General features: G+C 46.7%; 16 protein-coding genes. All 16 read right to left on the reverse strand.

The features are described from left to right. Positions 1–1,100 (reverse strand): hypothetical protein (locus HY879_21140; protein MBI5605847.1); only part of this gene is annotated, 1,100 nt, incomplete at its 3' end. Positions 1,101–1,183: 83 nt separating this feature from the next. Then, positions 1,184–2,869 carry a hypothetical protein gene (locus HY879_21145; protein MBI5605848.1) on the reverse strand — a complete coding sequence of 562 codons (1,686 nt, stop codon included), beginning with the start codon at positions 2,867–2,869 and terminating at the stop codon, positions 1,184–1,186. Then, positions 2,869–3,774 (reverse strand): NAD-dependent epimerase/dehydratase family protein, encoded by a 906-nt coding sequence (locus HY879_21150; protein MBI5605849.1) that lies wholly within the window; start codon positions 3,772–3,774, stop codon positions 2,869–2,871. Before HY879_21150 ends, HY879_21145 begins: the two co-directional genes overlap by 1 nt. Beyond that, positions 3,771–4,487, reverse strand: a complete 717-nt coding sequence (locus tag HY879_21155; protein MBI5605850.1) for an NTP transferase domain-containing protein — start codon at positions 4,485–4,487, stop codon at positions 3,771–3,773. Before HY879_21155 ends, HY879_21150 begins: the two co-directional genes overlap by 4 nt. A gap of 25 nt (positions 4,488–4,512) precedes the next feature. Further along, positions 4,513–5,502 carry an SDR family NAD(P)-dependent oxidoreductase gene (locus HY879_21160; protein ID MBI5605851.1) on the reverse strand — a complete coding sequence of 330 codons (990 nt, stop codon included), beginning with the start codon at positions 5,500–5,502 and terminating at the stop codon, positions 4,513–4,515. A gap of 40 nt (positions 5,503–5,542) precedes the next feature. After that, positions 5,543–6,934, reverse strand: coding sequence for a hypothetical protein (locus tag HY879_21165; GenBank protein MBI5605852.1), 1,392 nt, complete (start codon positions 6,932–6,934; stop codon positions 5,543–5,545). Positions 6,935–7,126: 192 nt separating this feature from the next. Then, positions 7,127–9,154: an alginate lyase family protein gene (locus tag HY879_21170; GenBank protein ID MBI5605853.1), complete on the reverse strand. Its 2,028-nt coding sequence runs from the start codon at positions 9,152–9,154 to the stop codon at positions 7,127–7,129. Positions 9,155–9,542: 388 nt separating this feature from the next. Then, entirely contained in the window at positions 9,543–10,763 is a 1,221-nt protein-coding gene (locus tag HY879_21175; protein MBI5605854.1) for a glycosyltransferase family 4 protein, read from the reverse strand. A gap of 235 nt (positions 10,764–10,998) precedes the next feature. Continuing rightward, a complete protein-coding gene (locus HY879_21180; GenBank protein MBI5605855.1) occupies positions 10,999–12,129 on the reverse strand; it encodes a GNAT family N-acetyltransferase in 1,131 nt (376 codons plus the stop codon). After that, a complete protein-coding gene (locus tag HY879_21185) occupies positions 12,129–13,217 on the reverse strand; it encodes a glycosyltransferase family 4 protein (GenBank protein ID MBI5605856.1) in 1,089 nt (362 codons plus the stop codon). Before HY879_21185 ends, HY879_21180 begins: the two co-directional genes overlap by 1 nt. A gap of 1 nt (position 13,218) precedes the next feature. Next, on the reverse strand, positions 13,219–14,346 hold the full coding sequence (locus HY879_21190) for a glycosyltransferase (GenBank protein ID MBI5605857.1): 1,128 nt from the start codon (positions 14,344–14,346) through the stop codon (positions 13,219–13,221). A gap of 6 nt (positions 14,347–14,352) precedes the next feature. Next, a complete protein-coding gene (locus HY879_21195) occupies positions 14,353–15,573 on the reverse strand; it encodes a glycosyltransferase (protein ID MBI5605858.1) in 1,221 nt (406 codons plus the stop codon). 13 nt (positions 15,574–15,586) lie between these two features. Then, entirely contained in the window at positions 15,587–16,216 is a 630-nt protein-coding gene (locus tag HY879_21200) for a GNAT family N-acetyltransferase (protein ID MBI5605859.1), read from the reverse strand. 151 nt (positions 16,217–16,367) lie between these two features. Continuing rightward, positions 16,368–17,819 carry a hypothetical protein gene (locus HY879_21205; protein MBI5605860.1) on the reverse strand — a complete coding sequence of 484 codons (1,452 nt, stop codon included), beginning with the start codon at positions 17,817–17,819 and terminating at the stop codon, positions 16,368–16,370. Between the two features lie 120 nt (positions 17,820–17,939). After that, the gene (locus HY879_21210; protein ID MBI5605861.1) at positions 17,940–18,989 is read right to left on the reverse strand and encodes a polysaccharide deacetylase family protein; all 1,050 of its coding nucleotides are present in this window, start codon (positions 18,987–18,989) and stop codon (positions 17,940–17,942) included. A 28-nt stretch (positions 18,990–19,017) separates the two neighbouring features. Further along, positions 19,018–20,433, reverse strand: coding sequence for an O-antigen ligase family protein (locus tag HY879_21215; protein MBI5605862.1), 1,416 nt, complete (start codon positions 20,431–20,433; stop codon positions 19,018–19,020). Positions 20,434–20,622 lie beyond the last annotated feature (189 nt).

Genomic DNA, 20,622 nt, shown 5'->3' on the forward strand with positions numbered 1-20,622 from the left:
CCCCTCAGACTGCCCCAAATAAAAATGCCAATAAAAACAAACACAATAAATCGTCTATATAATTCAAAACATAGATCGGGAATCTTATGCGGTAAAAAAACAACAAAAAAAACAGAACAGCCCAGAAAACAATACAAATAATTTTGATTATTATTATTGTTCTCGAGAAGGTTTCTCTTACTTAGAAAAATATTTTTCAAAGGAACAACAAGGCCGATAAAACCTAATCCTGCAGCGACCCAATAGCCTTTCGCACCTTCAAAGAGAAAATAATTATCCCAAACCAAAAAGGCCAATTTGCCGTCCAGGCTGTAAGGAAACTTTGTAAAATAATTAACTATCTGATCTGAAATACTTTCATTCCCTTTGGGGGCATTGATAAACCACCAGCTTAATATCAATATCACCGGAACGGCAGGGAGCAGTTTACTGATGAGTAGTTTGAAAGAATATCTGTACCGGTAAAAACAGCAGCTAACGAATAACGTAAGAGAAAAAACCGCGGCTAATAAATGGAAAAAATAAAGGCTGCCTAATAAAACCGACAATAAAATGGCCTTCCACGAGGTCCCCTCTTCCAGGAAGTCTATGGTGACAACAAAAGCCAGCAAAACAAAGGGAAGGGAAAACATGAATCCTGTAAATCCCCAATTAACATTAAAGTTGTAAAGTACTAAAAAAGTTAAGGTCCCATACCAATAATTACCTCCAAACCTCCTTATGATTAATAAGACTGACAAGGGAAATAAAACAATATATATCCCAAAAAATATTTTATTAGCGGCCTCAACAGTTGGGAAAATCTTTAGGGAAGTAAAGAGAAAATATATAACATTGGGTTTTAAAGAGAGGTTAATAGAGAAATAATTTTGAAATTCATTAGTTTCTTGTCCGTAGTATCTTGAGACAGTAGAAGAGGCCAGATGAAAGGGTAGATCCACAAAAGGAAGAATCGGAAGGATAACGATCCATAACAAATGTCCAACTATTAAAATTGAGAAAAATCCAAGAAAAAATTTATCACTTCTTAATTTTTTCCCCCATTCCCCTTTTATAAGAACTTGAAGCCCTTTCCCCGCGTTAGCCATCGGACTTGTCATGTAATCACATCTTATCTTTGCTTTTGATCTTTTAATGGCGATTATGGGCTCGGATTTTAATCGGATAATAAAGTTGTTGATTTTTAAAGATTTTCTAATGTGACCAATCTACCCCGGGATAAGGACATCAAACGATCGCCGGCCCGGATTTCCTTAAGCCGAAAATCAAAAAGATTGACCCGAGCGGGAACCAGTTCAAAGAACCGGGTGTCAACCGTGCCCTGGTTTAAGGGATAGAAATAAGAAAAAAAATACCCCCGGGGGTTGGTTGTAGTTACCCGATAAATATCCCCTTCTTTGGTTACCGTGATCCCGTCTTCGGACCGGAACATATATAAATAGGAAATTACGATGATCTCACTTGGTTTTCGCTGGCTGAAGAGATCAACCGCATCCTGAATGCTGACGTGAATATGAGCCCCTCGCATCTCTCCGGAAAGACTGACCAGGTAAATTTTCCCGCTATTCCCCTCGACCTTTAACAGATCCTGGACCGCATTTCTGGAAAGTTCTCCGGCTATCCGCCAGTTTTCGTTTAAACGGTGCAACGAAATGGTAAAAATCATAAATAGCCCAATAAAAACACCTACACAAAATATTTTCTTTTTAAATAAGAGCAGGAAAATCAAGGTCAAGAAAATAGAATAAAAGGCCGACGGCAGGTAGATAAACCGTTCGTTATTGGTATCTCTAAGGGAAATACCCGAGCTCAAGGCCGGAATAAAGAAAAGAACCGCCCCAAAGAATAAAAACAACAGCAGTCCGAGCATTTCTTTTTGGAAATGATTTTTGATTATTTTCTGGTAAAGCTTGGGTAAAATGAAGAGCAAAAATCCTGCCAATAGAATAGCCGTAATCATCCGGACCCAAAAAGGGATCTGCTCAGCAATCAGGGCCTTAAAATGGAGGAAGGTCTGAAAATCGACAGAAATGGGAGGGATAAAGGGTCTGGTCAGAAAAAGCAGAACATCTTTAAACACCTTAAGAGGACGAAGACCGAAATGGGCTCCCAGGCCGTAGCCCAGAGTGACCGACCCTGATGCGGCATATTTTATGATTATATAGAGACAAAAGACCACACCAAAAAGAATGGCCACCCAAAGACACCACATCCAATTTTCTTTCTTAAATCTGAAAGCATAGACCTCATAACCCTCGTAACCAAGAATAAGCAGGGGATAAAGGAGGATGGATTCCTTTGACAATAAGGCCAAAAGAAAAAAGAGCATGGAAAGGGACAGCGTAACGATCTTCCTTTTTTCCTGAAAACTGAGATAGGCCCGAAAGGAAGCCAGGCAGAAAAAGGTAGCCACCAGATCCGTTCTTCCGGAGATCCAGGTTACAGACTCGGTGTGGCAGGGCAAAATCAAAAAAAAGAAGCCGGAGAGGAAAGCCAAAAGCCGGGGATCAACCGGAGAAGGTTTTTGTCGGGACAACAGGGTAAAACCGATTAAGAAGATAAGCAGTGAATTAAAGGCATGACAGATGAGATTAGTCGCATGATACCCGGTGGGGTTAAGAGCCCATAAACGATAATCAATAAAAAAGCTTAAGGTGATCAAAGGGCGGAAGAAACCCTGTGCGGCACCGGGGGTCCAAGGGGCAAAAGGCCCGAATTTTTTCGCTCCCAGGATCAACTCAAAATCATCGGCCAGGAAAAAGGCATTCAGGATGTTTGAGTATGCAAATATTGCCGACAGGCCAAAAATAAAAAGGAGCCCAGTGAAAAGTAAAGCCCTTTGCCGAAATGGATTTTCCGAAAATTTCATTATCGAATCGGATTCGTTGAATAAACCGCCTTCAGGCTCTCTTCAAAGGTATACCTCGACTGCCAGCCTATTTTAAAAATCAAATCCAGATCGCCCACATAATGATCCCGGGATATTTCCCCTTCATTGATTACTCTTATCCGCTTGCTAAATCCGGCTATTTTCAGAAGATGCTCAGCCACTTCTTTGATGGTCCGTCCCCTACCCGAACAGATGTTGTAGATCTTTCCCAGGTCCCCCTGTTCCATCAGCCGGATATAAGCGGAAATGGCATCACGAACATCCAAAAAGTCCCGAACCGAATCCATTCCCCGGACAGGTAAGGTCTGATCTTCAGGAGACAAATTTTTTATGCGCTGGGTCAGATCCCTGGCTACCAGACCATTAGGCAGATAAGGACCCAGGAGATTAAAGGGGCGAGCGATGATCACCTGAACGCCTCGCACCCGGTGAAAATGCAGGGCAATATCCGTCTGAAGCTTTTTGGATAAGCCATAACTTCCGGCCGGAAGACAAGGGGTATCTTCTCGAAGTCGGTCTATTTCAGGGTGGGGACCGTACTCGGAGGCCGACCCGATGATCAACACCTTACTCCTGGGATAAATTCGAGACACCCCTTCCAGTATATTCACTGTGGTAACCACATTAACCCGGACCAGATCCGGGGTATTTTCTCCCCGGATCTGGCCGACCAAGTGATAAATATAATCGGGCTGAACCGCCTTAAGGAGTTCTTCCACCTTCGGTGTATCTCTGAGATCCACCGGCAGGTATCTTGGACCAAACCCGAACAGGGATTGACCCACTCCGACGATGGAGGTCAGACCTTTGTCCTCCAGGGCCGCCAACAGATGGCGTCCGGTGAATCCATTGATTCCGGTAATCAGAATGGAAGCGGTCGTCATTTGGATCCCCCGGGAAGAAATTGATCTAACCGCTCCTGGACCAATTGCTGGGCCATGGTAAAATCTTCGACCCGTCCGATGTCGTACCATTCGCAGGGCTCGCTGTAACAATAAATCCTCTCCCCTTTATTTTTCAGGAGCAGCATCAATTCCGGGATATCAATGTGGTCTTCGGCCTTCAGATATTCCAATACCTTTTTATTGAAGACATTGATTCCCATACTGACCATGTAGGTCTTAATGGGTTTCTCCACATAATCCAACAGGGTGCCCTGTTCGTCGATTTCCAAAACCCCCAGATCGATCTTGACTTGTTTCTCAAAGGAAGCAATGGTCGCCAGGGACTTTTTACTTTTGTGTGCAGAAAACAGGGCCTGGTAATTAAGGGTGGTCAGAATATCCCCGTTCATGACCAGGAAATCATCTTCCTCCGGGTTAAAAAGGGAGATGGCCCCGGCTGTCCCCAGAGGGTGATCTTCCCACTGGTAGTCGATCTTTACCCCCAGCCGGCTGCCATCGCCAAAATAGGCCTGAAGCAGGGTTCCCAGATAACTGACGGCCAGGGTAACATGGTCGATACCGCTATACTGTAACTGACGGATGATCAACTCCAGAATCGGCATTTGGCCCACCGGCATCAACGGTTTCGGTAAGATGGCCGTATAAGGGCTAAGACGGGTTCCCAACCCTCCGGCCAGTATCAACGCTTCCATGGTTAGAGTCTCCTTTTAGAGTTAATCAGACCACATAGGTCCCGACCGAACCCCCTTTGAAATGCTCTTTGAACCAGTCGATGGTCCGGGATAATCCCTGTTCCAGCCCAACCTCCGGCTGCCAGGCCATGATCTCTTTAGCCAGGGTGTTGTTGCAAATCAGGGTGAATACCTCACTGCGTTCAGGGCGCAGCCGCTCGTCCTCCTGTTGAACCTCCAAAGAGAGTTTAAGCAATTTCCCGACGATCTCAACCAATTCCCCGATGGTCACTCCCCGTCCCGATCCGCAGTTGACTGTCTTGCCTAAGGTCTCTGGACTGAGGGCCGAGGCCATAAAGGCCCGAACCGTATCGCTCACGTAAGTCAAGTCTCGAATCGGCAACAGACTCCCCAGACGGATCGAGGTACCGGCCAGGGCCTGGGTAAGGATGGTTGGAATGACCGCCCGAAGGGACTGGCGGGGCCCAAAAGTATTAAAAGGCCGGAGGATAGTTACCGGAAGATCGAAGGAGCGATAATAACTTTCGGCCAGTTTATCCGCGGCGATTTTGGTCGCCGAATAGGGGGATTGCGCCTGTAAAGGGTGCTCTTCATCAATAGGGGTATAGCGGGCCGTCCCATAGACCTCACTGGTCGAGGTCTGGATCAGACGCCGCACCGAATGCCGGCGGCAGGCCTCCAAGACATTCAGACAACCATGGATATTGGTCTCCACGTAGGACATGGGGGCCTGGTACGAATACGGTATGGCAATCAAGGCGGCCAGATTAAAAACATAATCGACCCCGGTTAGCATCTTTTCAACAAAGGAAGGATCCCGGATATCTCCGGCCATAACCGTTAACCGCGGATGGAGATCGCCCTTGTAAGGTTCCAAAAACCCCCAGTAATTATGAGAACTGTAACGGACCAGGGCACTGACCTTGGCCCCGGCCTTGAGAAGGGCCTCGGTCAAATGACTCCCGATGAATCCACCGGCCCCGGTAACCACCACTACTTGATCCTTATAATCCATACTGAAAATTCCCTTCTTTTGCCTCCCACTCAACCCCATTTTATCTAACCTGACGTTTTTCAGACCCTACCTGAGTGGAAGGTGGATAGATGATTTGGTATCCTCTGGTAGACAAAAATTGTCTTTCCTTATTATAAGGCATAGCCCCAAAGACCCAATAAGTGTGCCTTTTATTTTCTTTTCCCAGGTTTTCCGGAAAGACAATCCCATTTTTAGCTAATTCCTTTTTTCGCTCCTGATAAGCCGGGAGTTTCAGGAGATACAAAACAACCGGATGACGCCAGCCTGTTTCCACTTTGGTCTCCTGTGGGTAAGGAAATCGAATCAGAAAATCCGCATCCTTTACATACTGCTCTGATCGCTGGAAACTCTCCCAAGTGATGCCTTTACTCATCCAGCTCAAAGTCAATCCTTGCGGGGTGTTCTGAACAACCATAAATGAAATAATATTATTGAGGATAATCAACCCTGTCAATATATAACTTAGGTTCCCTTTCAACCATCTTGAGATAAAAAGAACAAAGAAAGGGAACACCGGGATGAGATAAGCCGGTTTTTCCGGTCGATAGAGAAAGAGAAGACCAAATATTCCGGCCGTCATAGCCAAAAAGGACCATTCCCAATTCCAGGAAGGAATTTTTTTCCACTGCCACACAATCATCGTCGCTAAAAACAAGGTCCCCGGCAGACCGAAAACCTGCTGCATGAAATAGTAGCCGCTTCTAAAATAATCACGGGGGATAACGACATTTTCTTTTAATAAACCCAGAAATTCCAGATTCAAAAATAGATAGATCGCAGCCATCGCAATGACGGATACAATCAATAAAACAGTGGTACGCATTGCTTCCTTTTTCGGAAATACTTGTTGATTCCATACCAGGCCGATCAGAAAAGGGAAGAGAAAAATGGCCGAAGTAAGCCGGCTCCCTATGGCCAAGATAAAAAAAAGAACGGCCCGATTGGGCTTCACTTGGAGGATAAGCCAATAAGCTATCAAGAGGAAGGTCATGGCCCACAAATTATCCATTGAGGAAGCGGCATTGATAAAGATCACCGGAATAAAGTAGAGGAGCAATACCGGGACTATAGGTTGAGAGATATTGTGGAATCGAGCGATCTTAAAAAAAGTGGTCATCCCCCACAAGGCTATCAAAAGGGTTGACAAATTGGTATAGACCCAAAGCCTTTCCGGAGAAACAACCATGGCCAGAAACCCAAAAGCCAATTCGACCACCGGAAACCCGGGAATCCTATTGGGTGAGTAACCCAATCCTTCACCGATCTTCAGGGCATTCAACCCGTTTCTCCAGGCATCGGGTTCACCGAATCCGATGCCCAGGAAGGGGAGATGAAAAAGGAGGTAAAGGAAAATAAGAACCGATAAGGACCGTTGGTCGGACCAGACTTTATACTCTTTTATTTGGCTCATGAAACGATCCTTTCTCAAAACCCCAATAGGGCTTCAGCTCTTAGATGTTGTCGAGTCAAACCTTGAAAGCTTTCAACAGACAGCTTTGTAAAAATCCCCAAGGTTAAACAGATGACGTTCGGTCTGTTGCGAGTTCATGATAACTCACCATCTTATTAAAAATTGAGGGTCTTCTTATAAGTCCGTCACAACTCACGGTCTTCTCAATACGGTTTGAAGTATTTCCATTTTTCGAATAGTCATTTCTCCCACCAAGGTTGAAGCGGGGACCTTTTCTCCAAAAGAAAAAGAATACCAACCCCGGATAGGGTCCTCCTGACCACAATGCAAAGAAACTTGAAGGCAATTATCCAGTTCCAAAAAAAGAATCGGTTCATCGATGGATATCTCAAAAAGATGGGAGTGAAGAAGCCGGACCCGGCACTGGGGATGGAAATGGAACATTTCCCGGAGTGTGTGTGGCCCCTGGGTCTCCAGCCGGTCCAGGATGGTCCAGGATTGGCGGTGACAATCCCAAAGTATAGACCGTTCATGATGAACCGGAAAGGGTAACCGCTCATATCCCTGGTGAAAAGCCCGTATAGAAGCCCTGTCCGGCCCGATTGAAATCTCTCTGATCCCTGTCTCCGGTTTGGTCAACCACATAAAAGGCCCCCCGGACTGTCCCTGATCGAGCCCGTCGATTTCAATGGTATTATGGGCCCGGGTTCCTCTGAAATAATCACGCCAGGCCCCCCCGTCATGATAAAGGTAGGTCCCGGGATCAATCAGAACCGGTTTGCCCCCCAGACTTAAGGTAAAGGAAAGGGCATCGGCATGGGCATGGGCAGCGATGGAAAGAAATCCAAAAGGTCCGGCATCCAGAGACAGCACCGCCTCATCGGACCCTCTTCCTTTTCTTAAAACAACCTGTCCTCCATCGGAAAAAACTCGGGAGCCCTGTTCGGGAAGCTCTTCCTTTACTTTTTCATATCCTTCAAGGTCTTCTTTTTTACCTAACCAGAAATTCCGTTCGTCCAGCCTCCCCCCCCGGAGTTTAAAATCCCCTCGCTTAAACCAGGCCGCCCCAGTGGTGAGCAAAGAGCGATAAGGATGAATTGGGTCCGTATGGAGTTTACAAGCCAATCCGTCCGAGGAATCCCCCAGATCGGGAAGATTTCCTCCTTCGTCCATCTGGGCCATAACATATTCACAGATCTTTTCCAAACGATCCCAAAGCACCCGGGGAATAGGCAGATTTTCCTTTCGGGCCAAGAGAAGGGCCAGCGTATAAAGATCAAAAACATAAAAGAGGTAGCGTGTACTCTGTTCCCGAGGGACACCATCCGGAAAAATCTGGATTTCAATTTCTTGACAAAGAATCTTCCAGCCCTTTTTCCGCCATTTTTTTGAACGCCGGAGGCCCGGGAGCAGAGATCCCACCCAGAAAAGACCAAGGGCCTCTCCGATCCGGTGATTATTGGCAGAAGAATATTTTGATAGGTTTTTTTCTATGAAGGTGGTTTGCCAATAAATTGAAGTCAAGATCTTCTGCCGCAATTCCTGGGGCAATAAAGAGGACAGGTCATCGGTTGATCTTTCCTGATCTAAAATAAAAAATAATCCCCATAGCCAACTGATCATGCGGAGTCCGTTTTCCATGGGGCTGAACCAGTTTATCCCTATCCCGACAGGGTTTTCATCAATCCAGGATTTCAGATGGGTCAGAAGGGTTTGGGCAAACCGTTCGTCGTGGGTTAAATAATAAGCCTTTCCCAAATCATAGAAGTAGAATTGACGGTTTACTTCCCAAACATTGAGCAGCCGGCCATAGCGAAGGTCATTATGATCCAGGTGGCTGAAAAAAACTTTCGGCCAGGGGACAGGGTTTTGGGGATCCCGGTGCCAATCTGGTACACCTTCACCGAAATCATAGATCCCATTAAAAACCGGAATTTTCCCCTTAACCAGGGTTTCCCCCTCTTTCATTACCTGGTCCGGAGGGAAATATCTTTCATACCGGGTCCGGAATTCCGGATCCAAACGGACGGGGAAACGGTCAGGCAATTCTCCCAGCAAATCTCTTGGGGGCTTAGAACGGCCTCTTGATGCAAAAATAAATTTTCTTCCGGTCAAAGGCAGAAGGATCTCCCAGATCTTGACCCGAATCTTCCGGTAAAGCCGAAGCCCTATTTCCGGAAAAGGCATTAAGCGGAGTCGGTTGAAGATCCAGGGGCTCATGGGTTTACAAATTATTACAATGAGTTATAAGTTATCAAGCATCCAGTATCAAGTACTAAATTAGGACGCAGATTTTCGCCGATACACGCAGATAACTATTCTTAACAAGTTCGTAAAAAGCTATGAAACGCCGCATTGCGGCGCTGTATCAGAAAATAACTTGGCAATAAAAAAGCTAAGTTATTTGGAAGTCGCCAGAACCCGCATTTCGTCATTCCGGCGAAAGCCGGAATCCAGTGTTTTGCAAGGTTACCGATGGCCTGGATTCCCGTCTGCGCGGGAATGACGAGTCTTTACAGGAACATCATTCTTTATACTCAAAATCTTGGCAATCTGCACGATCGGCCTTCTGCCGATCCGAGTTTATCTGCGTCCAAAATGCAAATTCCTAGACTATCAATTTTTTGAATAGATTTTCATACGCCGTTATCAGATTTTGTTTCTGGACTCCCCAATGCAGCGATTCATGTATCCTTTTCTTTCCTATCAATCCCCGCCGCTTGGCTTCTTCAGGATGATCCAACAGGTACAAGATCTTTTCGGCAAAATCTTTTTGGTCATCCGGCCGGGCATATAAAGAGGCCTCTTGGGCGGTATACCGGCCTTCGATCACCTCGGTTTGAACCATCGCTTTTCCCAGGGCCATATATTCCATGATCTTTCGCATGGTCGACCTATTGGAGGCCTCATTAAACAAATCGGGATTGACACAGACCTCACAATTCCCCAAACAGTTAAAAAGGATTTCATCGGATACCCTGCCGGTAAAATGGAAAAAATCCTCCAGCCCTTCTTTTTTAACCAACCCTTGTATAAAGGGCACCTGAGTCCCTCCACCGACGATCATAAACAGGATGTCCTGCCTTTGAAAACCCTGAACAATCTCCTTGACCACCTGAACCAGATAATCCAACCCTTCCTGTTTTTCAATGACGCCGACATAGCCGACCATAAAGCGTTTTCCCTTTTTAAGGGAATCGTCTTTCTTAACCTCCGAAGGGATCCGGGACAAATCCGGCCCGGTTCGGACCACAGAAACCTTCCGGGGATTCACCTGGCCCCGCTCGATGGCCAGATCACGATAGGACTCATTGGTAGCAACAACCAGATCAGCGGCCCAATAACTGACCCGTTCCCAGAAGACCAGGGCCTTATACAGAATCCCTTTCTTGCCGAATTTGGCCTCCATAACCTCCGGGCAGATATCGTGCTGATCATAAACAAACCGAACCCCGAGCCATTTATAAGCTAAACCGATCAAACAAAGGAGATCTGGAGGGTTGGCCACATGAATGACCTCGAATCGCATCTTGCGAAATATCTTCAGGCTGTAAAAGAATTCCCAAAAAAGGGACAGCCCATATTCCAATAGATATTCCATAGCCCTCCCGGCTTCGATGGGAAAGGGGTGACGATAAATATGAATCCCCTTTAGAAATTCGTAAGGGGCTTCATAACCCTTCCCCCGGGGGCAGATAATGGCCACTTCCATGCCGGCTTCTTTAAGGGCCTGGGCTTCCAACCAGGGGCGGGTATCGAAAGGGACCGGGAGATTTTCAACAATAAAAAGGACCCGGCGCCCCGATAACAGCGATTGCGGATTGCGGATTGCGGATTGCGGAGTTCCGGTAGAAGAGTTCGGAGTTCGGAGTTCGGAGTTCGGAGTAATTAAAGTCAATGTTTTACCATAGTTCGAAAATTAAGGTGCAGGTTGCAAGTATGTAAGCCCTTGGACCTTAAATCTATTTTCATGCTTTGTGGTGCCCGCCCCAGGCATGAGTAATTTGTTTTTTGTCTTCCTTCGACATTCATTATTCGATATTCGATATTCGATATTTGTTTTTTCACGTTTCGTGGCGCTCCTCTTCACCCATTGGCAGTTCTTCGACCTGGGTTTTTTCCCGCCATTCCTTGCGGGATCTGAATTTCAGAAAATGAAAAATTTTGGCATAATGGGTGTTATTGATAATCATAATTTGATAGTGTTTTCGGCCCAGATTGGTCCATCGCCATTTATATTCATGCCCCCCTTGGAGAAGGTCGTATTCTTTTAACCCGAGATCGATGGAATCCTGGATAAGCCGATACATGATACCCGTACCCGGGGCAAAGGAAGCATAAGTCTGATCATAGGAACCGGTATAGGCAAAGTTTTTTTCTTTATAACGAAAATGATATTCGTAGGCTATCGGGACTTCATTTAATTCCAGGGTGGCGAAATCGAGCCATTTTCTATGGGATAAGGCCCTGGCCGCATCCTTGAGGAATTCCCGGGTGATCGGGTTGGTAAAAAGGGTTTTGCCTTCCAGGACCTTATGACTTTTTTCATCCACAAAAGCAGCCGTTTCAATCAACTTCTCTATATTCTCATGGGTGATCGAACGGGAAAAGGTGATCTTCCCCATATCCTGGAGTCTTCGGGCCGATTTCCGAATTTCTTTTCTAAAAGATCCGTCCCGTTTTTCCATCATCCGGCCCAGCTCTTGATTGAGCACGATATAAGGACAAACGGACTGTTCCCAGCATTCAAACAATAACCCCCTTTTTCGGGCACAATGCCGCAACATCCCGATGGAATCCGATTTTTCTGGAATCTGCTCCAGATGGATCACATCCCAGTTACGAAAATCTTCAGCAAAAAATTCTATAAGGGCATCGACGACCTTCCCTTTGTCTTTTCCGATAATCAGATCGGCACGATCGGAATGTCCCTGACCCACCAGAGAAATTTTCCGCAACGGATAGAATTTTATGGTTTCATGATAAGTCATCAAGGGAATGATCCCTGCCAGTTGGCTTCCGTCCTTAAAAACCATCCCCATCAGTTTCTTGTCTTTCTGGAAATGTTTCCAACAGGTGGAGAGCCATTCATAGGTCAAAAAAGGTGAATCGGCCGGCAAACCCTCCAGCAATTTCTCCCATTCCTCTTGATAATTCTCAAAGTCCTTAAAATCTTCCAGGATATTTTTAATCATTAGTTCTCTCCCAGGAGTTCCCGATAAAGGCTGCTTAATTTTTCAACATAGACAGGTATATCATATTGTTCCCTGATTTTTTGCATATTTTTTTCGGCCATCTCACTCCGGCGGAGCGGATCAGACAGCAAGGTAGACAGGGCCTCAACCAGGGCCTTCCGGTCTCCTGGCTCAATCAAAATCCCGTTTTCACCATCTTGAATAAGCTCCGGAATCCCTCCCACCCGGGTGCTGACAATAGGAAGGCCACAAGCCATGGCCTCCAAAATGACCATGGGCAACCCTTCATAGTAAGACGGGAGGACAAATAGATGGGACTGGTGGTATAATAGGGTTAACTGTTCAGGATCAACCCAGCCCAGGAGTTGGACCGATTCTTCGATGCCGGAGCTTCGCATGAAGGCCCGGACCCTTTTAAAATCCCCGGAACCGGCCAGAAGAACTTTTATCTTCGGGTCCTTTTCAACCAGTCGGGGAATGATGGAAAGGAGATCCATTATCCCTTTATTTTCGGTCAACAGGCCGGCAAAGAGGATGGTGGGTACCATTGATTTGGAAAATTTGGATCCCTTCTGTTGATAATAGGCCAAAGGGACGGCATTCTCCAGGGTCCTCAGCTTGGAGGCCGGGGCAATTTGAGAGAAAAAGGCGGTCCAATGGGGGGAGAGTACCACTATGCGATCAGACAGGGACAAGACCCATCGAATTAAAGATTTTTGCCAACCCGGTCCGGAATAATAAAATTGATCGAATTTTCCGCTGTGGCAATGAAAAATAATTTTTTTCCCCCAAGCTCGGGCCAAGCCCATAAAAAACATCTTTCGATAAAAACTGGCATCTTTGGAACCATGGACATGGACCAGGGGGGAACGGGAAACCAGCAATTTATACCAAAAAACAAAAAAAGCCCGGACCGCCACTGCTAACTTCAGAAACCAGGAACCGTCGACCATCGTTGCGATATATTCTATCCTATATTCCTTAATGATATCAGAAGAAAGAATATTCCGAACACAGCCCGAAACGCCCCCTTTCACCTTATAAGGATGGGCACCAATCATTAAAATCGGCTTCGGGAAAGGGCTCATCCTATAACCCCTTTTGCCGGAGGAGTGAAAGTAAAAGGTCTTCCATTCTCTGTATCATCAGGTCCAGGGTAAAAGAAGCCTTTACCCTCTTAAATCCCTCCTCCCCGAGTCGCCGGGCCAAACCGGGTTGGGAAAGAAGTTGAAGAAGGCGGTCGGCCAGGGCCTCGGCATCGCCGGGGGGGAAGAGCAATCCTTCAATGCCATGGGTGATCAATTCGGGGATACCCCCGATGTCCGGCGCTACCACCGGCTTTCCTAAGGCCATGTATTCCAAAATAGCCAAGGGGAAAGTTTCCATTTCGGAAGTCAGGGTGCCCACATCGAAACACCCGATCAGATCCGGTATATCCTTTCGATCGCCTAAAAAATGAACCACCCCGTCCAGGCCAAGGTCCAGACAAACCTTTTCCAGGCTCTTCCGTTCGGGGCCATCCCCGACCAAAAGAAAGGCGACCTCTTTTTGTTTTTCCACCACCCTCTTTACGGCCTGAAGCAACAGGCCATGACCTTTAACCGGCCTCAGGTTGGCCACCTGTCCGACGATCGATATCCTTTTACCCAGTCCAAGCGCCTCTCTGACTTCCCCCGGTGTCTTCTGTGGTTGGAAATGCGCCAAATCAATTCCATTCGGAATGACGACCATCTTTTGGAACGGGATGCCTTCATTCTCGATCAGGTAGCGTCCCTGGTTCTCTGAAACCGCCATAAATCGGTCGGTAATAGGGGTCAGGGCTTTGTTCAAAGGGCCCAGGATGCTCTCCCGTTGTCCTTCATTACCCATAAAATGGATGGAGGCCAGGATAACCGGAACGCCGGCCATTTTAGCAGTCAAACGTCCCCAGAACATTTTATCCCCGGTACTATGGACCCAAAGGACCTGGACCTTTTCCTGGCGAATAATGGTCAAGAGACGGAAAAAGACCCGAAGATCGTACTTGTTTTTAAGCAACCGGCTGTAAACCGGTATTTGCCAGGCGGAAAGCTCATCGGCCAGAGGACCCGGCTCTTTGAGACAAACGACTACCGGTTGAAACAAATCCCGGTTCAACCGCTTAAGGATCTGAACCAGCAACCTTTCCGCCCCCCCGGTAGTTAAGGAGGTCACCACGAAGAGGATCTTATAGGTCATGATTTCTCACTCGCTGAAGGTTCCCTTTGGAAGCCCCCTGGATTGGGCCTTTCGAATGAGTTCTTCATAAAGGTCCTGCCATCGGTGGATATAGGCATCCAAAGAATAGAATCTGGAGGCCCGTTCTTTTCCCTTCCTCCCGACCCTTTCCCGCAGCCCCGGATCCTGAATAAATCGATCCAGAGTCCTTTCCAATTCCTCCCAATCGTCCAGGGCGACCAGGACCCCTCCCTCTTCTTCCAATAATTCCTGTATCCCGGGAACGGCCGTGGCAGCGACCGGTACCGAAGCGGCCATAGCCTCCAAAATAGCCAGGGGAAGACCTTCCCAACGGGAGGTGCTGACAAAGATGTCGGTTTCGGCCAGGACATCAGCCACGCTGGGCATCCTGCCAAGAAAATGGACCGTTTGATCGAGCCCAAGCTCCCTCCTCAAAGCCAAAAGAGGCTCCCTCATAGGGCCTTCCCCGACGACAGCTAAGCGTAGGTCAGGATACTTTTGGGATAATCCCTGGAAAGCCTTCAGAAGCATGGCCTGATTTTTAACCGGACTTAACCTGCCTATTACCGTAATTAACAAGGCATCCGGACCCATACCGATCTTTTTCTTTATCGCGCCTCCCGAAGAGATACTCTCAAACTGGTTTAAATCAATGCCCTGCGGGATGACTCGAATCCAAGGAGAATATTCCGGGAAAATCTTCAGGAGCTTTTTTTCTACGGCCTGGGAATTGGCCACTATCGTCTGGGAAATCCTGCAAAGAAAACGGGTCAGTCCTATTCTCAGCCAGGACCGTAAACTTCGGCCTTGTCTTTCGGGCAAAAAGTTACTGGTCAGAAAAGTATAAATCAAACCGGGGACACCGGCCCATTTACCGGCTATCAAGGCCAGGTATTCGCTGGCGGGCAGATAGGTTTGGACAATTGCCGGGCGATCCCTTTTAAAAAGGCGATATAAATCCCAAAGGGTTGCCAGCACATCCCAGAGGAATAAAGGAAAGAGGAGGATCGACCGAAGCGAACGATTAAGAATCTTAACCGGAATGCCCGCTTTCACCAAATCCTCTTCCAAGGGTCCGCCCTCTCTGGTGCAGATTACCAGGGGGGAAAAGCGGCTTCGATCAAGATTTTTTACCAGAAGACAAAGGGAAGTTTCCGCTCCTCCGGTTCGTAAGGTATTGGTTATGTGAAAAACTTTTACGGGAGGAGAAAATCTATTCCAAACCATGAAACGCCTCAGTTCAATTCTTTATAGCCTGGGCCAGGAGATCTTCGATCTTCCGGCTTTTCCATTTAAAACCAGCCACCTCAACAAATCGTATGGATTCCAGCCTTCTGAAACCGCAATCTTCAACGACCCGGGTGGAAGCGACGTTTTTTGGAGGGATATGGCAGAAGGTGTAACGCAACCCCTCCTCGGCGCACATCCTTAAGACGGTAGCGACAATAACCTTCCCTACCCCTTTTCCCCGTAACGGTTCATCCACTTCGTACTCGTAAATAAAGCTGGCACCATTCGGGAGGGACAGGATCGTATGGGTGTCATAAAGAAAGACCTTTCTGAAACCCAATTTACAGAACCCTTTCACTTCCTGGTCGGCTATAAGTCCCAAAAACCAATGTCCATTCTCCATCCCGACCCTATATTCTTCTGCGGAAAGATATTTCTTCCTTTTCATGTATTCAATAATCGACTCCCGAGGTTCCTGGCTAAGTTCGACCCGGAAAGGAAGATCAAAACGGGGCAAAGGCTCTTGGAGGTCCCGGCAAAACCACCAGGCTGAATGGGTCTGAAAAAGATGCTCTTTCGCCCTGTGGAATATCAGGGAAAGGCCTCCTTCCTGATAAGCCTTTTGCAACCTCGAAATCAATATCCCTCCAAGGTACAGGGTCCAAGGTTTTTCACGCTTAAAACCTGCCTCTTGCAACTTGAAACATTATTTTCGCATTAAACCGCCATGCCCCGCCTTTTGGGGTATGGCACCACGAAGCATGAAAAATAGGCTCCTTGGAAGACGGACCCTATTTTCGAACTAAAGGATTCCAAACCACTTGAAGCCGGCCCTGGGATGAACAAAACCCCTTAAAGACCATTTCGGTTCCCCCGTTCCGATCCAACACCTCTAATGTTCCTTCCAGGACTTCCGGTAACACTCTGAAGCAGTTGGGACGGGACAGGCCAATCCGGCCCTCCACTTGATCTTTGCCTTCCATTTGAAGGGTCAATTCCCCTTCTTCATTTTGGACCATCCGGACCCGCACCAAAAAATCAGCCTTCAGGTTTATAGAGGGTTCGCCTTCCACCTGGAGGGACGTTTTCCCTGGACGGATCAGGCTCAAAGACCAGGCCCCCGGAGTATAGCTTTCCAATCGATAAGGCTGATCGGAGGAAATAACGCGATTAGCATAGGGCGGGATAAGATAATCCCGAAATTGTCCCGGATTCCCCCCCGCTCCGGATGCAGCGGCCATTGCAATATTATAGGCTTCTCTGGCCGTAACATAATGTAACTGATAGGAGGGAGAGGCCTCACAAAAATTCTGTAACTGGCTATAAAGGTCAGACAACCCTTCTCCTAAGAGATACTCCAGATTCCCCTCATTGGTCCCATGGGTATAGACTTTGACAAAAATCCAATCCGGGCGACCCGGGACATGAATTCCTCGAGAGATCCAAAAATGGATCCTCTCAGGGGTTATCGGTTGTTCTTCAGCCAGCAACCCGTCTTCAAAAGAAAAGTGCATTCCTTTCCGGAGATATCCTAACGGCCCCTGGAAGATCAAGACCTTATCCTTATTAAGGGTTCCACTTTTAAGGACTTCCCCTTTAAAATACGAAGGGCCTTGTCTGGAGTCCCCTTGAGGGAAATAGTGGCAATTGATCAAAGGAGGTTGGGTGGTACCCGGGGCCGGAAAGGTAAAATCGGCATAACAGCCAAGGTCCTTTAAAAGGTCCAATTCCCCCTTCAACCCGCAATCTTCCCAAAAACTGTTATCCAGGGCAAACATGCCATGAATAAATCCAAAAATTTTTTGGGGGGATTCTTCCGCAGTTATCAAGGCCCCAAATTTAGAAAAAAGGGCCTTTTGTTTTTCAATTAAATCAATGAAACCGTCCTGTGTCCATTTCTTCCAATAGTAGGGAATCCAGTCCTCCGGTCCATGGTGAATATGCAGTTCAATTTCTCCTAATCCCATAAAGCACAATTCAGAAAGGTTTTTCAGATGGCCCTCTTCCTCCCCGAAATAGAACCAGGTATATTGGGGGCTTTTGCCCTCACTATCCCTGAAACCCTGAATCGTTTCCGGGTAACGGGTCCTCCATTGTTCTACCCGTTCCAACTGCCGTTTGGGATACACATTTCCGTAAGACGGTTCAAAATGGTCCACTATTAAAAAAAGGACATGGGTCGGGTCTGAAACCGGTGTCGATTCCCTTTTTAAAAACTGTCCGGAGATCAGGTATGGAAGCACCCATCTCCTTCGCCTCCAAAGGGAATAAACAATATCGATTAGTCTCATAAAAAAACCATTTCTTTCCCAGTCCGGATCAGTGTCCTGGTGTTGAAAGCTCCCCTCCATAAAAGGACGGTGTCAAGGAACAAACCATTCCGGTTTTACCCCTGAAACCAAAGCATAAAATTTCCCCCTTGAGATCACAAAAGCCGGGCAAATGCGGGGAACGGTATAGAGATCCTGAGTATCTGAAAAAACCGGCCTTTTCCCTGTAGTCAAAGCCGCCCTAAATCCAATGTGCTCTATGTAGTTCCTGACTTCGGAATTGAATTCTCCGGCCGGATAGGCAAAGAAGGGCACTTCCCGGTCTAATAGAGATTCCAGCTCTTTTTTCGAATCCAAAACTTCCTTTTCCCATCCCTCCTTTGGGATTTCAGGTAAACAGGGATGGGAGGCTGTGTGGGCCCCAATCTGAATTCCCTCCTTAAAGGCGGTCCTGACTTGCTCCGGCCCTAAATAAAGCCTCTCCTCATCCCCTCTATTATTTCTCTTGAACGCCGGGAAAAGATCGGCCAGGACCTTTTTTAACTCTTGACGCTCATAACCAAAAAGAATTTGATTCAGTCGGCCGACCGTATTTATTTTATCCGAAGGGGTTCTGAGAGAATAGCATGAACTCAATCCTGAAGGATTTTTTAATTGGAGTTCTTCTCTTGGATCATCCTGTACCGCCTTTGCCAGGAAGTCCCAGAGAAGCGGTATCCCCCTGAACAGCGGATCGGTACAAATAAAAAAGGTCGGGAAAATGCCGTTTGACCTCATGATCGGCCAGGCGTATTCAAAAACATCTTGATAACCGTCATCAAATGTGAGGACTATTTGGGGGATGGAAAGAGACGATGAATGAGCCCTTTTTGAGGAAAACAGAAACTCCTCCAGTGAAACAAAAATTCCTTTTTTTTTTAAAAAATTCAATTGTCTCTGAAAAAGGGATGGGGGAATACTCAAATTAAGAAAGTCACCTTTTGGATCCGGGTGAATACGATGATAGAAAAAAATAAACCCCTTAAATTCCGGTTTTCTTTTTATCCTTTCCAAAAGGTGTAAAAGACCGGAGATGTAAGCCAGGTTCCAGATTAATCCTTTGCACCTCTTTACCAAAAGGGATTGATTTGGGAGATCCTTCATCGATCAATCGCTTCCTCGGTTTCGTTCTTTAAACTCGCAAATGTACGGGCTCTCCGGGTCTGGCCGGTTCAAGTTCTTGATCAAATTCTTCCAGTTTTCGTCGCTGATAGAGGCCCACTATGGTGCCTATCCATAAAAAGATGAAGGCATTGGCCGACGGAAAGTATTGGGTTTGAATAAATGAAGCATTGACGATATACACAATCATTATGGCCCAGAAGGAAACCACCAGATCCCGGCTGATTATCCCTTCTTCCCCGGATTGACGGTACAACAACCAACTGTACCGCAAGCTGAAAAAAAGGATAAGGATGAAAGGAAGAAGGCCAATGATCCCCACTTCGGAGGCCAATGAAAAAAAGAGGTTATGCTGAGAAGTGGCCGCGACATTGGTCCTTACACCCAGACCGGTCGCATAAAAGTTGGCCTCCCTTCCAAACCGTCCAAATCCGACCCCGAAAATTGGACGCTCCTTAAAAATAGCCTTGGTGGCTTCATAAAGGGCAATCCGGTCCTGAACCTCTGAGATCTGAACAACTCCTCCCGCCTCCCGTTCCGCGCCGGAAATATTCTGCCAATTTAGAGAAACATAAAGTAGTAAGAATATCAATGGGAAGACCAGAAAGCGGGCACGAAAAACCATACCCTTGGCAAAGATAAAAACAGCCAACGGCGCCAAGAGGAAAGAAAGCCAGACCGCCCGAGTGTAAGTGTAAAATATGGCCGGAATCGACAGGAGCAAAAGTAGCAACATAAAAAACCTTAAGCCTTCATTAGTGATCTTTGATCTCAAAAAAAGGGCCAGGATAAAAAGAGAGACCACAAACCAGCCGTTGACCGGAGCCAGACCGAACGGCCCTCGGGCCCGACCGTAATGAATACCGATCAGGGGATTGGTGATGTATTTGGGAAAGATCAGGCTGTTGATCTTGAAATGCTCCAGGTAGTTGGTAATGACCAGATAAATGAAGAGCAGAAAAAAACTCCAAAGCAGAATCCGGATCCTCTGTTCGGAATTGATCATGGTCTTGCCGAAATAATAAAAGAAAAAGGGGTATAAAAAACCGCTCAGAAAGGCGGTAAAGGGTTGCAGCTCATCGGCCCGGGCCGCCAGAAAACCGGTTAAGGACATAGAAACCAATAGAATCCCCAGCATCAATAACATCAAGTAGTCTATAGTGTTATTCGGTAATATCCCCCCCCGTCCCATCCAGATCTCATAAATGAAAACCGCCAACAGGGCGACAAAAACCAATCGTTCCATATAAATATCCGGCACCCCGGTAATGGAGATCAAGAAGAATTCCTTGCCCAGGAAAATAGCGGCAAAAAGCCAGATCAGGAACCCAAAAGTAATATCCCCCCATAAAGAAAAAATAAAGAAGAAGAGAATTGCTATAGACACTCCAATGCCCAACAGATAGATTCCAGACAGACTATCCATGGTAATCTCCTATTTTTGTTGCTTGCAATTTTTCTAATCCAATGACCCTGTTGGTTCAGTATGATCTTCAGTAAAACCAAGGTGTTGTAAGTTTTTTATTTTTTCCTTTAACCGCCATAAGAAGGGGGACATCAGAAGAAGCAACCCCCCCCCTTTTAAACTTACCTTAACCAGGTCGTTTCTCCAGTC

The sequence above is a fragment of the Deltaproteobacteria bacterium genome (assembly GCA_016219225.1).
Lineage (GTDB): Bacteria > Desulfobacterota > RBG-13-43-22 > RBG-13-43-22 > RBG-13-43-22 > RBG-13-43-22.